Source organism: Psychrobacter glacincola (assembly GCF_965118485.1).
GTDB classification, from domain to species: Bacteria; Pseudomonadota; Gammaproteobacteria; order Pseudomonadales; family Moraxellaceae; genus Psychrobacter; species Psychrobacter glacincola_D.
Genome location: NZ_CBCPJH010000005.1, coordinates 89,709 through 106,160, shown reverse-complemented (window position 1 = coordinate 106,160; position 16,452 = coordinate 89,709). Strand labels below are relative to the sequence as shown.

General features: G+C 42.0%; 16 protein-coding genes. 3 read left to right on the top strand and 13 right to left on the bottom strand.

Going from position 1 to position 16,452, the window contains the following annotated elements:
• Window positions 1–251: 251 nt before the first annotated feature.
• Window positions 252–1,721, top strand: coding sequence for an ATP-binding protein (locus ACMHKH_RS02740; RefSeq protein WP_413519142.1), 1,470 nt, complete (start codon window positions 252–254; stop codon window positions 1,719–1,721).
• Window positions 1,722–1,802: 81 nt separating this feature from the next.
• Here the strand turns inward: ACMHKH_RS02740 and ACMHKH_RS02735 are convergent, their stop codons facing one another.
• The 13 genes from ACMHKH_RS02735 to ACMHKH_RS02675 form a co-directional block, all read right to left on the bottom strand.
• On the bottom strand, window positions 1,803–1,982 hold the full coding sequence (locus ACMHKH_RS02735) for a hypothetical protein (RefSeq protein ID WP_413519141.1): 180 nt from the start codon (window positions 1,980–1,982) through the stop codon (window positions 1,803–1,805).
• A gap of 143 nt (window positions 1,983–2,125) precedes the next feature.
• Entirely contained in the window at window positions 2,126–3,811 is a 1,686-nt protein-coding gene (locus ACMHKH_RS02730) for an ATP-binding protein (protein WP_413519140.1), read from the bottom strand.
• A 252-nt stretch (window positions 3,812–4,063) separates the two neighbouring features.
• Complete coding sequence (locus tag ACMHKH_RS02725) at window positions 4,064–4,780, bottom strand: response regulator (RefSeq protein WP_413519139.1); 717 nt, start codon at window positions 4,778–4,780, stop codon at window positions 4,064–4,066.
• Between the two features lie 534 nt (window positions 4,781–5,314).
• The gene (locus tag ACMHKH_RS02720) at window positions 5,315–5,731 is read right to left on the bottom strand and encodes a F0F1 ATP synthase subunit epsilon (RefSeq protein ID WP_089555277.1); all 417 of its coding nucleotides are present in this window, start codon (window positions 5,729–5,731) and stop codon (window positions 5,315–5,317) included.
• A gap of 115 nt (window positions 5,732–5,846) precedes the next feature.
• A complete protein-coding gene (atpD, locus tag ACMHKH_RS02715) occupies window positions 5,847–7,280 on the bottom strand; it encodes a F0F1 ATP synthase subunit beta (protein WP_079692817.1) in 1,434 nt (477 codons plus the stop codon).
• A 50-nt stretch (window positions 7,281–7,330) separates the two neighbouring features.
• Complete coding sequence (gene atpG / locus ACMHKH_RS02710; RefSeq protein ID WP_413519138.1) at window positions 7,331–8,212, bottom strand: F0F1 ATP synthase subunit gamma; 882 nt, start codon at window positions 8,210–8,212, stop codon at window positions 7,331–7,333.
• Window positions 8,213–8,448: 236 nt separating this feature from the next.
• Window positions 8,449–9,993: a F0F1 ATP synthase subunit alpha gene (atpA, locus tag ACMHKH_RS02705; RefSeq protein ID WP_413519137.1), complete on the bottom strand. Its 1,545-nt coding sequence runs from the start codon at window positions 9,991–9,993 to the stop codon at window positions 8,449–8,451.
• Between the two features lie 120 nt (window positions 9,994–10,113).
• Window positions 10,114–10,737 carry a F0F1 ATP synthase subunit delta gene (locus ACMHKH_RS02700; protein WP_413519136.1) on the bottom strand — a complete coding sequence of 208 codons (624 nt, stop codon included), beginning with the start codon at window positions 10,735–10,737 and terminating at the stop codon, window positions 10,114–10,116.
• Window positions 10,738–10,750: 13 nt separating this feature from the next.
• The gene (locus tag ACMHKH_RS02695; RefSeq protein WP_413519135.1) at window positions 10,751–11,221 is read right to left on the bottom strand and encodes a F0F1 ATP synthase subunit B; all 471 of its coding nucleotides are present in this window, start codon (window positions 11,219–11,221) and stop codon (window positions 10,751–10,753) included.
• 117 nt (window positions 11,222–11,338) lie between these two features.
• Window positions 11,339–11,587, bottom strand: a complete 249-nt coding sequence (gene atpE, locus ACMHKH_RS02690) for a F0F1 ATP synthase subunit C (protein WP_010197960.1) — start codon at window positions 11,585–11,587, stop codon at window positions 11,339–11,341.
• A gap of 33 nt (window positions 11,588–11,620) precedes the next feature.
• Complete coding sequence (gene atpB / locus ACMHKH_RS02685) at window positions 11,621–12,487, bottom strand: F0F1 ATP synthase subunit A (protein WP_413519134.1); 867 nt, start codon at window positions 12,485–12,487, stop codon at window positions 11,621–11,623.
• 673 nt (window positions 12,488–13,160) lie between these two features.
• Entirely contained in the window at window positions 13,161–13,559 is a 399-nt protein-coding gene (locus tag ACMHKH_RS02680; RefSeq protein WP_413519133.1) for an ATP synthase subunit I, read from the bottom strand.
• A gap of 314 nt (window positions 13,560–13,873) precedes the next feature.
• On the bottom strand, window positions 13,874–14,809 hold the full coding sequence (locus tag ACMHKH_RS02675) for a metal ABC transporter solute-binding protein, Zn/Mn family (RefSeq protein WP_413519132.1): 936 nt from the start codon (window positions 14,807–14,809) through the stop codon (window positions 13,874–13,876).
• Window positions 14,810–15,095: 286 nt separating this feature from the next.
• Between ACMHKH_RS02675 and ACMHKH_RS02670 the strand changes: the two genes are divergently transcribed.
• Both ACMHKH_RS02670 and ACMHKH_RS02665 read left to right on the top strand, forming a co-directional pair.
• Window positions 15,096–15,617 (top strand): Fur family transcriptional regulator, encoded by a 522-nt coding sequence (locus ACMHKH_RS02670; protein ID WP_413519131.1) that lies wholly within the window; start codon window positions 15,096–15,098, stop codon window positions 15,615–15,617.
• 57 nt (window positions 15,618–15,674) lie between these two features.
• On the top strand, window positions 15,675–16,406 hold the full coding sequence (locus ACMHKH_RS02665; RefSeq protein ID WP_413519130.1) for a metal ABC transporter ATP-binding protein: 732 nt from the start codon (window positions 15,675–15,677) through the stop codon (window positions 16,404–16,406).
• Window positions 16,407–16,452 lie beyond the last annotated feature (46 nt).

The following is a 16,452-nucleotide window of genomic DNA, read 5'->3' as shown; positions in this document are numbered from 1 at the left end:
TTATTTTATTGAAAACATAAACTGTGCTTATTTAATTATTTATTAACAATAGCTTAAATCGTTATGACTGTAAATAACATTCATCATTTACGCCACTAATATAATGAAGACCTTTATTTTCCACCTTTATCTTGAGCAGATGATACCGCCAGCGTTAGTGATGAAAGCTGGCAGCGGCATTGGTTGATTATGCTATTCTAGTAGTCGCACTTATCATCGTATTTCACTGTATCATTCTATTTTGGACGCCTATGATCACCCCAAACTCACAACTGCCTCATCAAAGCTGGCTGCCACGCTCTTACTCTAATAGTCTACTGACCACTTTGATGGTCGCTTTTATTGTGCTTATCAGCGTTGGGGTGTCTATTTTATTTTTTTGGCGCAGTCTCTATTTACCAGAACTCAAAAGCCATGCGCGCTATTTAACCAGCGAGCTACGCCTGATGAACAGTGTCAACCGAGACTGGAAGGACAACCCTGAAGTGAGACAGTGGATTTACCAGCATTCGCATGTGGTGGTGGTTGATAATCCGAGTGACTTTCCTCAGGTTTCAGATAAAGCATTTGTTGGTGTATTTACCGATGTATTGCAGCGAGAAATCAGCGCGCAATTGGGGCGACCAGTTGAGGTATATTTTAAGTTTAAGCCAACCCCGCAGCTTTGGGTACAAGACAGTCGTGACAACAGTTTTTGGATACGCGAGCCGGTGGTTTATTATTCGCAGTATAGTCCAACCCTATTATTATTATTTTTAATTGGACTGCCTTTTTTGACATTATTAACGATTGTTTTGTTATCGCGTCAATTAAATCGTCCTTTGCGTTACTTGCAACGTGCTGCCACCAACTATATTCAATTGGGTCATGCGACAACCCTACCGACTCGTCACGGTCCTACCGAAATTCGCCAAGTAAATATGGCCTTTAACCGTATGTTTACCACTCTTAACCAAGCACAAAAAGAGCGCACGATTATGTTAGCAGGTATATCACACGATTTGCGTACGCCGTTGACCCGTATGCGACTGACCGCTGAGATGCTGCCCGATGATTTTTTCCGCGAAGGATTAATTTATGATATCGAAGATATGGATGCAATTTTGGAGCAGTTTATCTCGTTTATGAAAGATGGTTCTGATGAGCCTATGCGTCTGACTAATTTAGACAGCATATTTAATGAGATTATGGTGCAGTTTGCGCCGATGGAGTTTATTTACCAGTCAGAATGTAGCAAGCTTGTGCCCATCCGCCCTATGTCCATTAAACGCCTGATTATCAATCTGGTCAATAATGCCAAGCGTTATGGCAAGCCGCCGATCTATCTATCAGCCGTCATTGTGCCAACTTTCATAGAAAAAGAAGTAATAACAGACAGCGACGTCGTAACAGAAAATACCGTGAACAAAGAAGCAAAAGAGCAGTTGATTATCTGTGTGCGAGACTGCGGCGATGGGGTGGCAGAAGACCAACTCGAGCGTGTTATGCAGCCGTTTGAACGTGGTGAGTCAGCGCGTACTACTCAAGGCAGCGGTCTTGGTTTAGCGATTGTTGACCGTATCGCGCGCCTGCATCATGGCACAGTAGAAGCGATTAACCATCCAGATGGTGGTCTACAGGTCTGTATTCGGATTCCACTTATCTCCAAAGTTACTGGAGAACAGCCATTAGATATCAATTCGGATAAAAAGCCCTTCATTGATAATAACGCCAATCCATAAGATTAAAAAAGCAACGATTGGCTATCGTTGCTTTTCTTTGTTGTTTTCTTTAAAGATAAAAATCACTACGGTTATAAAGCTTTATTGCCTATTACCGATAACCGGTGGAATATACTCAGCGCTGTTGGTGAAAGCTAAAGGCTGAGTAATCTCATCTTGCGCAGCTTTTAAAGTTTGAGTGACGCTTGGCTGTGGCACAAATAGATAATATCCTAACGTGACAGCATTTAAGATCACCAAACCCCCAAATAAATACGGCATCCTTTGCCCTCCTCCTTTAAAGAATAAATGACAGTAATAAGTAACTTATTACACTATCTATAATTAATTAAAAAATAGCAGGGCGGTAGTCGATTTACTTTCACAAAGCTGCCATGCTGTTTCTTAAAATGTATTAATGATATTTAAGCATCAAAGTCACGCTCGCTCTTCTCTTGGGTTAGTTCATCAGCCGCTAGAATTTGTGTCAGTGGCTTGATAGGCCATGTCATTACAAAGCGCGCGCCACCAAGGTCGCGGCTCTCGTCAACTTTCATACTGCCATTAAACCAAAAAGCAATACGTGACACGATAGACAAGCCTAAACCATAACCACCTGACGCGCGCGTGCGACTGTCATCCAAGCGTGAGAATGGGATAAAGACTTTTTCTCGATCAGCTTCAGGTATGCCATGACCATCATCTTCAACACTAACGAAAGCATTACCTTTTTTAATCCCGGCACTGATGATAATGGTGCTCTCTGCATAGCGTAAGGCATTACCAGCCAAATTCTGAATCACGCGGTGCAAGTAGCGTCTATCTGCCACTGCTTCTATCTTAGCATTTGGCAGCTTAGTGACAATTTTAATCGGTTTGCCCAAGGCATTGGTTTCACGCTCAATCTGCTCAAGTAGCTCTCGAAGATTGACTGGCTCCAAGTCTAATTTTGGCGAGCCTTCTTCAAGCTTGGCGTAGGTTAACATCTCATCAATCAAACCATTGAGCGCTTCGATATCTTCATCAATATAATCACGCTGCATAAAACGTGAATCTTCATCTTCGGTATCTGCCAGCATATCGACCGCAAAACGGATACGTGCAACCGGTGTACGCAGCTCATGCGATACCGCACGCGTTAGCTCTCGTTGCGACTCAATCAAACGCTTGATATGAGAGGTCATAGCGTTAAAAGTCGCGGCCAAACGGGCTATTTCATCTTGACCGATAACTTGTACCTGACTGTCAAGATTGCCCTTACTGACCTCATTGACCCCCACTTGAATCAATTGCAGCTTACGCTCGAGAGGGAAAATCAGTGCATAGACGCCCAAACTGATTAAAAACATACTTATCAGAATCATACTGACAATTAAATTGAGCGGGAACCAATTAAATAAAGGCACCGGACCGATCAAAATAGCCATATCGCTAATTTCAGAAGGCACAATGACTTTGATAGACGAGTTGTTTTGGCTGGTATTGGTATCTTGTAATAAGATAACCACCTCACCACGGCGCAGACGTGACATCTGATCAGGATCTAAATCAAGGGCACTTAAGGCTTTAAAGGCCAAAGGGAATGAGAATTTTTCTTCTAACTGCACCAAACGTGCACGCTTATCAGCTAAGGTAATATAATAAGACAAATCATCTAGCAAAAATACCGCGATGGCTCGTACTTGCTGCTCAGTAACCTGTGATATACGCGCGGTCAGAACACTTTGATTGTCTGGTAAGCGATAATAAACATCAGCGTAGGCCATCTGGCTGACATAACGAACAACAGTATTGTCTTTTTCAAAACGGCGTAGCTCACTGGCGTTAAAATCAATCTCATTGATAGGCAAAATCTTGAACTCTGCACCAAACAAATTACTGGCATCAGACAGCCAATAATCACGCTCTGCTTCGTTCTCTTGATGAGCCAGGCCTTCGCTTACGATATGAAATGCCCCAGTTGCCATATTTTCGCGATAAGATTGTACGCGTTCTTTATTGATGGTATCCATCAATAATTGGGCAAACAAGGCCACACATAAGCAGACTATCAATAGCCCTGCATAAATACGAACAAAAATACTGTGCTTAAGAGAAGAGACTAATGACATACGTGCCGTGACCAACCTGATGACTAATAGTTATGAATAGCAGAATACCTATCATAATCAATATAGGATAATATTTGCTGCGTTATTTATTAACTGATACTTAAAATGATATATAAAATTATCGCTTAATTAAACCACATAACCTAGTGATTAAGGTTAAAAACTTAGAATTTAAACCCTAAAAAACCAGCTTTACGCTGGTTTTTTATTAAATCACAATAAATGCTAAAAGTTCACAGCAAAAATAGGCGATTAGTTGCCTTCTTTGACAAACAGATAGCCTTTGCTACGGACGGTTTTGATACGTTTTGGATTTTCTGGATCATCACCGATTTTTGGACGAATACGTGAGATACGTACGTCAATAGAGCGATCCTGACCGTCATATTCAATACCACGTAGGCGCTCAAAGATATCTTCACGCGACAAGATACGTCCAGCATTAGAAGCAAGCAACCATAATAGGTCATATTCCGCACTGGTGAAGTCTACTAGCTCATCACCTAAATTCACTGAACGACCGCCATTGTCGATGACCAATTCACCAAATTCTAGGCGCTGCGGCACATCTTCTGATGGCGCATTTTCTGAGCGACGTAATAACGCACGAATACGTGCTAATAACACACGTGGCTGAGCAGGCTTGGCAACATAGTCATCCGCACCCATCTCTAAACCCAATACTTGATCCATATCTTCGGTGCGCGCGGTCAGCATTAAGATAGGATTGTGGTAATGTGGACGAACTTCACGGCAAACCGTCAAGCCATCGCTACCAGGCAACATAACGTCAAGTACGACCAAATCTGGCTGCTCAGTAACAATACGACGAATGGCGCGATTACCATCCGTTTCAATCGCCACTTCTAGACCATTTTTGACCAAATAATCTTGGGTCAACATGGCCAGACGCTCATCATCCTCAACAATCAAAATTCGGGGGGTGTTGTCATCATCATTCGTTGTCATTGTTATATCCTCTAATACATCTTATTTAAAAGTAGTCAAAGTAAGAGCAGTAAAATTAATGGCACTATGAAATAGCGCCATTGCTGTTCATATAGCGGTTACAAAGTTGGCAGCATAGTATACTATTAATCCTGTGGCTTCCTATACTATAGCTTATAGCTGTTAACAAAACCTATAAACTACAACTATTAAAACGTCAGTTTTCGTCCAAAAATCATACTTTTTATAGCATTTTAAAAGCATTAAATGCCTTTTGGTGAGTAACAACTGTCTTGCTATGTCTAAACGCTTAAACCATCAACCAAATTATTAAAGAAAGCACAGAAAACCACTTAACTTAATAACTTAGCAAATTATTTTCCAACCCTTAATATAACCATATATTGCTATTGTTGCTAGTGGCTTTTTGCCTAAAAACTAAAAACCATTGTTAGTAGATATAAAATCATCAGCCATAAAAAAAACAGCCCATAAAGGACTGTCTTTTTATTATTGCTTACAAGAGTAAATCATTAGCCTTGCAACCAAAAAATATTAAGCACGGTTTTTGTACTTACGGATAGTCTGTAGCTGAGCGACAGATTCCGCCAATGATGCCAATGCAGCATTTGTTTGTACGGTATCAGACTGGTTGACCAGCATCTGCTCAGCCTTTTTACGTGCTTCAACGATTTTACTTTCGTCAAGGTTATGTGCACGCATAGCCGTATCAGCAAGTACGGTTACCATTTTTGGCTGTACTTCTAACACACCGCCTGAGACGTAGATTACTTCTTCTGAACCATCTGGCGTTTGCACACGCATTGCGCCAGGCTTTAGCAAAGTAATAAGCGGGGTGTGACCTGGCAATATACCAATCTCGCCTTCGGTACCACTAGCTATTAACATGCTAATTTCGCCTGAATACAACTCTTCACGAGCACTTACGACGCGACATTGTAACGTTGCCATACTTAATTCCTTACTATCAAAGCGCGATCAAAAAACAGTAAAAACTGCGATGCGTTACTAAGAAGTAGATATAGGATTTATATTATACCTACTCGTTAGTTAATACGAATACAACTTACGCTGCAGAAGACTTCATTTTTTCAGCTTTAGCAACAACTTCGTCGATGCCGCCAGCCATATAGAAGGCTTGCTCTGGTAAGCTATCATATTCACCAGCGATGATTGCTTTAAAGCTTGCAATGGTATCGCGTAGTGGTACATATTTACCAGGTGCACCGGTAAATACTTCGGCTACGTGGAATGGCTGTGATAAGAAGCGCTGGATTTTACGAGCACGATAAACGACTAGTTTATCTTCTTCTGATAACTCATCCATACCCAAAATTGCGATGATGTCTTTTAGCTCTTTATAGCGCTGTAGAACTTCCTGAACACCACGAGCAACGTTGTAATGCTCTTCACCGATAACCAATGGATCTAGCTGACGTGAGGTTGAATCTAGTGGATCAACCGCAGGATAGATACCTTGTGAAGCGATATCACGGCTTAGTACCACAGTTGCATCTAAGTGAGCAAATGTTGTAGCTGGTGATGGATCCGTCAAGTCATCCGCAGGTACATATACTGCTTGTACAGAAGTAATAGAACCTGATTGCGTAGAAGTAATACGCTCTTGCAGCATACCCATCTCTTCAGCGAGTGTTGGCTGATAACCAACCGCTGATGGCATACGACCTAGCAATGCTGATACTTCAGTACCGGCTAGTGTATAACGATAGATGTTATCAACGAATAGCAATACGTCACGACCTTTGCCAGTAGCAGGATCTTTGGTATCACGGAAGTATTCAGCCATGGTCAAACCAGACAGTGCAACACGTAAACGGTTACCCGGTGGCTCATTCATCTGACCGTATACCATCGCCACTTTAGATTTACTAAAGTCTTCGGTATTAACAACGCCAGCTTCTTGCATTTCGTGATAGAAGTCATTCCCTTCACGCGTACGCTCGCCAACACCAGCAAATACAGACAAACCTTCGTGCTTAAGCGCGATGTTGTTGATCAATTCCATCATATTGACAGTTTTACCAACACCGGCACCACCGAACAGACCAACTTTACCACCTTTAGCAAACGGGCAAAGTAAATCGATTACTTTAATACCAGTCTCTAACAGCTCAGTACTGTTTGATTGTTCTGCATAGCTTGGCGCTTCGCGGTGAATTGACCAGCGCTCATCTGCAGCAACTGGACCTTCTTCATCGATAGGACGACCAAGAACATCCATGATACGACCTAGCGTACCGATACCGACTGGCACAGAAATCGGGCCACCAGTATTAGTAACCGGTAGGTTACGCTTTAGTCCTTCAGTAGAACCCATAGCAATCGTACGTACGATGCCATCACCCAGCTGTTGCTGTACTTCTAAAGTGGTTTCAGTGCCATCAACTAGCAAAGCATCGAAAATCTTAGGTACTTCGTTACGGTTAAACTCAACGTCAAGAACCGCGCCAATAATCTGTACAATACGACCGCTACTCATTGCGTTCTCCTGGAAATTCTGTATATAGTGGGTTTCATAAAGGGTTTCAATTATGAAACAGCAGCAGCACCGCCAACGATTTCCGAGATTTCTCGGGTAATCGCCGCTTGACGCAGCTTGTTATAAACCAACTGTAAATCGTTAATTAGGTCGCCAGCATTATCTGTCGCCGCTTTCATCGCAACCATACGTGAGGACTGCTCAGAGGCAATGTTTTCCATTACCGCTTGATAGACGATAGACTCAATATAACGGCCTAGCAATTCATCAATCAATGTTTTGATATCAGGCTCGTAGATATAATCCCAGCTAAGTTCAGTCTGAATGCCGCTCTCTTCTTCACCAAATGCACTCTCTGGTAAAGGTACCAACTGATTGATAGTCGGCTTTTGGGTCATTGCATTGACGAACTTATTATAAACCACATAGATGCGGTCTATTTTACCGTTAGTATAATCATCAAGCATCGCTTGAACCGGTGAGTTTATCTGCTCAAAAGTAGGCTTATCACCATAATCAGTCACTGCGGCAGTGACCTTGCCACCAAAGTTTTTAAAGAAGCTGACACCTTTAGAGCCAATCACGGCAAATTCAGCTTGTACAGACTGGTTTTGGTATTGCTGGATATTCTTTGTTAATGCTTTAAATAAATTAATATTTAAACCACCTGCTAGACCACGGTCAGATGTGATAACGATATAGCCAACTCTATTGACTGGACGCGTGACCATATACGGATGTTTATAATCGGATGAGGCATGCACCAAATGCGAAATAACCCGGCGCATACTATCAGCATACGGGCGACCCACTTCCATGCGCTCTTGGGCACGGCGCATTTTACTAGCCGCTACCATTTGCATAGCGCGAGTAATTTTTTGGGTGCTTTGAATACTGGTGACTTTGGCACGTATTTCTTTTAAGTTTGCCATAATGATTCCAATATAAGAGGGTTAAAAAGCATTGGCGCATGCAACAATATTTTAATATCAAACAGTATTTCTATTAGCAATATTTCGATATATCAATATCTTATGGCATGACGCAACCATAGACCATGAGTTGTGACTAAAGTGGCGCTGCTGTCTTAATAAAAGCTTATCAGACAACGCGCCACTTCATAAGCTCTAAAATCAAAGCCACAACAAAACTGGCTTAACCCGTTAAATTAATAACTGTGATTTTGTTTAAAGGTCTCTAAAGATGACTTTAAACGACCTGCGATATCATCGTTATAATTCGCAGTGTCATCAATCTCTTTCATTAAGTCAGCTTGCTCATCATGCATATAGCGTAAGTAAGCTTCTTCAAAAGAACCGATTTTTTCAACAGGAACGTCTGCTAAGAAGCCTTCGTTTGACGCATAAATAACAGCGGCTTGCTCAGAGATAGACATTGGCTGATATTGCTTTTGCTTCATCAGTTCAGTCACACGCTCACCATGATCCAGCTGTTCACGCGTCACATCATCAAGATCTGATGCAAACTGAGCAAACGCTGCAAGTTCACGATACTGGGCTAGTGCGGTACGGATACCACCAGATAGCTTCTTGATAATCTTAGTCTGAGCAGCACCACCAACACGCGATACCGAAATACCAGCATTCACCGCCGGACGGATACCTGAGTTGAATAGGCTTGATTCTAAGAAAATCTGACCATCAGTAATTGAAATTACGTTAGTCGGTACGAATGCAGATACGTCACCAGCTTGGGTTTCAATGATAGGTAGCGCGGTTAAAGAACCAGTTTTACCGACCACTTCACCATTGGTGAATTTTTCAACATAAGCTGCGTTTACGCGTGATGCACGCTCAAGTAAACGTGAGTGTAAATAGAATACATCACCAGGATAAGCTTCACGACCTGGCGGACGACGTAATAGTAGTGAGATTTGACGATAAGCGACTGCTTGCTTTGATAAGTCATCAAATACGATCAGTGCATCTTCGCCGCGGTCACGGAAGTATTCGCCCATCGTACAACCTGAGTACGGTGCGATATATTGTAGTGCTGCTGGCTCTGACGCTGAAGCGACTACAACAGTCGTATATTCAAGGGCACCAGTTTGCTCAAGTTTACGTACCACGTTGGCAATGGTAGAACGCTTCTGACCAATTGCTACGTAGACACACTTAATACCAGAGGCTTTCTGTGCAATGATCGCATCGATAGCCATTGCGGTTTTACCCGTCTGACGGTCACCAATGATAAGCTCACGCTGACCACGACCGATTGGAATCATGGTATCAACAGACTTATAACCAGTCATGACTGGTTGATCAACTGACTGACGATCGATAACGCCCGGAGCGATTTTTTCGACTTTGTCAGTCATCTTGGCATTAATAGGGCCTTTGCCATCAATAGGGTTACCTAAAGCATCAACAACGCGACCTAGCAACTCAGGACCTACCGGAACTTCAAGGATACGACCAGTACAATAGGCTTTTTGACCTTCTTGTAGTTTTAGGAAGTCACCCAGTACTACTGCGCCAACCGAATCACGCTCTAAGTTAAGCGCCATTCCGTAGACTTCACCTTCAAACTCAATCATTTCGCCGTACATGGCATCTTCAAGACCATGAATCTGCACGATACCGTCAGATACTTTGACAATCGTGCCTTCATTCTTTGCAGTTGCACCCGCATCAAGGTCTTGAATACGCTGCTTAATCAGGTTACTGATTTCCGCTGGATTCAATTGTTGCATTGCCTTGTTTCCTTTAATTTATGGTAACCCGCCACTGACTTAAATGCTCTACTTATCACTCAAAATATTGTCAAGCAGACTCAGCTTAACTGGTCAGCGTTGATAAGGTGATAAATAACATTAGGCCGTTAGCTGTGTTTTTAACTGTTGTAACTTGCCGCGCATCGAATCATCAATGACTTTGTCACCGACTTTGATCGTAACGCCTGCCAAAAGACTTGGATCCACCGAATCATGAATCACTACACTCGCATTAAGCGAAGTAGCAAGACGTGCTTGCAGCGTATCACGCTGTGCATCGGTTAATGGATAAGCAGAGGTCACATAAGCGTCAAGCTGCTTTAAGCTTATTGCCTTGTGACGGCGATAATGCTCATAAACTTCAGGAAGCAGCGCCAGACGCTCTTGCTCTGATAACTGTTTAACGAAGTTACTAAATGCTACTGATACTTTTGGATAGCTGGCGTTGCTGTCATGACGAGCCCCTTGGGTCTCACCTAATAACTGCTTGAAAGCAGAATCACTAGCGCTCGCTACTTGTGTATCATAAAGATCGACCAAAGCAGCTGACTTATGCTCAGCAGAAACAGCTGGATTGTCTAGCCAAGTACTGAACGACTTGTCGCTGACAACGGTAGCGGCAACAAACAAGAAGTTTTCCCACTCGTTTACTACTCCGTTTTCATTGGCATAATCAAAAGCGGCTTTAGCGTACGGTCGTGCTAAGGTTGATAAGTCAGCCATGTTATCCTCACAATTACAGCTTCGCCGCCAGCTGATTTAACATACTGGCATGTTTTTGCACATCGACTGTGTCTTGCAAAATCTTTTCAGCACCAAGTACCGCCAATTCAGCAACTTGGGCACGTAATGACTCACGCGCTTGATTGATTTCTTGGTCGATAGCCGCTTGTGCTTGCTGGCGAATGCGCTCGCCTTCCGCTTGGGCTTGAGATTTTGCATCTTCAACAAGTTGATTGGCGCTTTTGTTCGCTTGCTCAATTAATGCAGCCGCTTTGGTCTTTGCAAGATTAAGCTCCTGCTGTACATCTCGCTCCGCGGTCGCCAAGTCTGCTTTTGCTTTTTCAGCAGCGTTTAAGCCTTCAGCAATTTTACGCTGACGGTCGTTAATTGCGCCGATAAGTGGTGGCCACACGAATTTCATGCAGAACATCACAAAGATTGCAAAAGCAATGGCTTGACCGATGAGGGTAGAATTGATATTCACGTGATCACCTCTTTGTTAATGAAAAATCAGTTTCATTGATCATATTTGATAGCCAAACTTTGGCTATGGTTAATATACAAACTTTGACTACCAAACATTTACAACTGAGCTTTCTGATTAACCTGCTAGAGGGTTAGCGAACAACAATAGCATAGCAATACCAACACCGATCATCGGAATAGCATCAAGAAGACCTGCTACGATGAACATACGAGTTTGCAACTGTGAACCAAGTTCTGGCTGACGCGCAACACCTTCTAGGAATTTACCACCTAGAATAGCAAAACCAATACCTGTACCTAGTGCACCTAAACCGATAAGTAGTGCTACTGCGATAACTGTGTAACCACCTAATACTGGATCCATGGATGTATCCTCATTTACCTATTGAATGTCTAATTAATGTTCAGTTGATGATGCAAGTGACATATAAACTATCGTCAGCATCATAAATACGAACGCTTGGAGGGTAATAATTAAGATGTGGAAAATAGCCCACGGTACTGACAACGCCCACTGAATCCAAAATGGCATTAGGGCAATCAGTATGAAAATCAACTCACCAGCATACATGTTACCGAATAGACGCAGACCTAAAGAGATAGGCTTAGCTATCAGAGTAACAAACTCTAAGATAAAGTTGATGGGTATTAAAATAATTTGTACGATAGGGTTTTTGGCACTAAACGGATGCAATGTTAGCTCACCAACAAAGCCGCCCAGACCTTTTTCTTTGATACTATAAAATAGAATCAGGATAAAGACAGAAAAAGACATGCCAAGCGTGACATTAGGATCTGTGGTTGGAACAATCTTAAAGAACACATGATGTGGATCATGTCCCATCAGCGCGCCAACTTGTCCGGCCAGCATAGGGATGAAGTCGACAGGTAGTAAATCCATCAAGTTCATTAAGAATATCCACACAAAGATGGTCAACGCCAACGGCGCAATCAGCTTCGAAGTACCACTATAAGAGTCGCGAACGTTGTTATCAACGAATTCAACGATCATCTCAACCGCAGTTTGCAGCTTACCCGGCACGCCTGAAGTGACTTTTCTAGCGACCATCCAGAAGATGGAGCAGAAAACAATGCCCAAACCAATTGACCAAAGCATAGAATCAAGGTGGATCGCTTTAAAGCCCATTAACCCTGCTTCTTCGGCAGTATAGGCAACTTTCCAACCTTCGCCCGGCAGATAGCCGTACGTCCAGTTCGTTAAGTGATGAGAGATATAGTCTGTGGTTGTTTGCTCGCCTGCCATAATATAAGCTTCTTATTAGTCAACGATTTACTCAACTACCAAAAAATACGGTTGTCATCTGATGAGGTCTTTAGCGCTTGCCGCTGCATCTTTTCAATGCAGATAAACAAACGACCCTAAAGCGCCTCTGTAAACAATAACATCCAACCCATAGTTCTGTTACTTATGCTAAATTTGCTAGCTGATGATAAATTTTAGCTATCAAAAAAGGGCTTATCATTATTCATTAATGGCCCTTTAATGTTTGTGTAAAATATCATATATTGTTTGCTTCGCTCGTTTTTTCACGATAAGCGCTTAATACAGCACTTGTAAGCAAGATATTTAGCCGCCTATATTAATGCAGCGTTGTATTCGTGTAAAGTCAATTATGACTTTTTTATCTGCTGTATTAATAAGTTAAGGGCGTTCACGTTTGTTAACATGGCTTTGCGTCACTAATTAAATTGTAAGAATTTAATTGTAAGAGTAACAAGCGCTCAATTAACGCTCCCCTACCCGCAAATAACCGCGTATATTTTTATATCGAAAACTAATAACACCATTATCGCTGCTATTTTAAAGCAATGCTTATATTTTAACTTACTAAATAGTCATATAGAAGTTGGACAGCAGGGTGACGAGCTCAGTGCACTCAATAAGGCAACTATCAAATAGCTATCCTTTATCTACACTAGCGTATATGCCACAACATCCAACTGTGACTAATTTGCATTACCATAAAACCGATAAATAGCGCAGGCGCTGATAGGGGTTGTACGGTAATAAAAATTAGTGCGAAACCAAACACAGTCAATAGCCATTTTGCCATCTGACCCCGATAAAGCTGACTCACAATATGTAAGCGCGCGCGATAACCGGTATACCAAAAGATAAAAAAAGCAAATACTGCTTGGGTAGCAAAACTCAGCAATGCACCAATAGCGGTGCTCTTTGCGACAGTCAGCGCACTATGCAGCCATAGCGTATCTATTATCCAAGCAATAATAATCAGGATAAATAATATCCATGCTTGGCGCTTGATATAGATGCCAATTTTATCTTTTTGCGTGCGTTTAGCAGGCTTGGTCATTGATATTCCTATAGCCCTATCACATGGGAATCATGTAGCTTGCTTGCGAAAATTTTATCCGCGAGTAGCTTACCATATAGGCGTTATCTTTCAACCAAAATAAAACGCCCTCATTATAAGGAGCGAGTGCCTTTTAAGCAAGTGAAATATAACTTTTATCAAGTATTTGACGATACAGTAATGAAAAACTCACTACAAATTTAATAAAGTACAACTAACACTCTATCAAAGTGCGTTTCATCTTATAGATTTAGCATCCTATACATTTGATCTGCTTGCTTATTATTCTTAAATTATATTTTTAACAGAAGCTTTTACGATATGCATTGGCGAATTTGCTGTGCCATCATCTGCCAACCGCTGACAAAATCTTTACTATTACTCATATCTTCTGCTTGAACTGTCTCTTTAACAGGTTGAAGCTTAGCAAGCAAACCTTTGGCAGGCGCACTTGGGCTGACCAAACACATCTGCTTAGCTGGGCGCTGCTCATTAAGCCAACGTAATTGACTGGCTTTTGGTGCCAAATGATGGTCGGTACTTAAGCTGCCAATGAGCTGTAAGTTAGCGCTTTTCTCCATGTATTGATAAGCATCATGATAAGCCCAGTATGGTAATGGTTTTTGGCTAGCATTCTGGTTGGTTGCTGCCACTGCTTTGTCCAGTCGTTGGGCAAATTTTTGCGCATTTGCATGGTAAAGCTTTTTATATTGCGGATTGGCATGACTGTGTATGACGGCAAGGGCACGGGTAATGGCTTTGGCATTGTCAGGGTCGAGCCAAATATGCGGATCAAGCGTGCCAGCGATAGGCTTGCCTTTTATATCGCGCAGAGGATGACGATTAAAAGCGTCAAACTTAAATAAGGCAATAGAATTGGGTGCATTGTTCAAATTTGCTGCCAAATTATTTTCTAGGGGCTCACCAAACCAAACTACAAAGGTACTGTCTTGGATTGCCTTGATATCGCCAGGGCTAATACTACCATGATGTCCGACCTCCCCTGCTTGTAATAATTGTTTGGCAGGTGGTGCGCCTTCTGTCACTGCTTGGCTTAATAAAAATAATGGATAATTACTCACGCTAACCGTTGCTGCTTGCGCAGGTAATGCCATAAATCCTAATATTAACAACCCAGCCATCAATAAACGCTTCGCTATTAAATTGCGCAGCTTATGTAAAAATGTATCATTTTTAACATTGAATCTTTTATCTGAATTTGTTGTGGCGTTATGAGCGTTGGCAATCATACGATTTAAATCCTATTGAGTCATTGAACTGCGATATTTTTAATATAGGTTACTTCTAAGTATTATGTTATACTATAACATTATTAAATCACACTTTTATTTTGCATTTTAGTAATTCTATTTTTGCGAAGCGAGGTTAATCACATATAAAGCGATGTTAATTAAAAGTCATGTCAAGGTTTGGCAAATCTAGGTGTTGAGCAGTTAATTTGTCGTTATACTAGGCAGCGTTTTATAAAAACGATTGTTTGCTGTATTTATTAGGATTGTTTTGGGAGTTTTTGCTATGCCGACCATTTCATCAAACTGTGATCATGCCCACGATGTGCAAGATTTTACGCCGCAAAATGTGACCGAGCGCCTAAAAGCCGCAAAAGAGCAATCTCATCTGCGCGGTGTACGCTTTACCCCGTTACGGCAGCAGATTTATAAGCTGGTATTGCAAGCGAATAAGCCAGTGGGTGCTTATGATTTAATCACCCAATTACAGCAGATGCGCCTCTCAGATAATGACAATGAGCCTGACGGCATAAAAAATGTCGCACCACCGACGGTCTATCGCAGTTTAGAATTTTTACTAAGCGAAGGTTTGATTCATCAGCTGACATCTATCAATGCTTATGTGCCTTGCTGTCATCCGCGTGCTCATCATACGGCAGCCTTCTTAATTTGTGAGCAGTGTCAACGCGTACAAGAATGTAGCAGCTTACCAGTGCAAGAGATGATGAGCTTTGCTGAACAAGATATCGGCTTTACGGTTGCTCGCAGTGTCATTGAGCTGAGTGGTCGTTGCCAAGCGTGTCAGTAAACAATGAGCTGAATCTTATATTTAAACTAACTCTCCATCCATATGCGCGGTTATCTGATGAATAATACAAGTAAGCTGCTGAACTTAAGTAATGTTAGCTACTATATTGGTCAACAACGCTTGCTTTCTAATATTGATATCGACATTGCAGTCAATGAAACGGTGAGCCTTATCGGTCCTAATGGTGCTGGCAAATCGACGCTGGTTAAGCTAATTTTGGGACTAATTGAACCCACGACTGGGCAAGTGACACCATACCAGAACCTGCAGATAGGCTATGTGCCGCAGCGATTTTCTGTACCACCAATCCTGCCATTACGTGTCAGCGATTTATTAGGGCAAGCCAACAAAAAACGCCTAACGCCTGAGCAGCGGCAGTTTATATTTGATAAGTTATCATTGACCCATTTGCTCTCACGGCAGATGCTGCATTTATCAGGCGGTGAAACCCAACGGGTATTGTTAGCAAGAGCATTATTAGATAAGCCAAATCTATTGATTTTAGATGAGCCGATGCAAGGGCTAGACCCTGAAACGGAGGTTTGGCTTTATCAATTTATTGATGAGCTACCAGATTTTCTGCGTTGTGCCATGCTGGTGGTCTCTCATGATTTACATTGGGTGATGAAAGGCAGTCGACGGGTGATTTGTTTGAATAAACATATCTGTTGTGAAGGTCAACCAAGCGAGCTTGCCATTAGCAGTGAGTTTCAAAAGCTATTTGGTCATCATTATGAGCAGCCGTATGTCCACCAACCACATGCCTGTGAACATCACGCGCCAAGCTAGATTTAATAAACACTAGTTGGCTTAAAGCAAAAATTGCCTGATACCC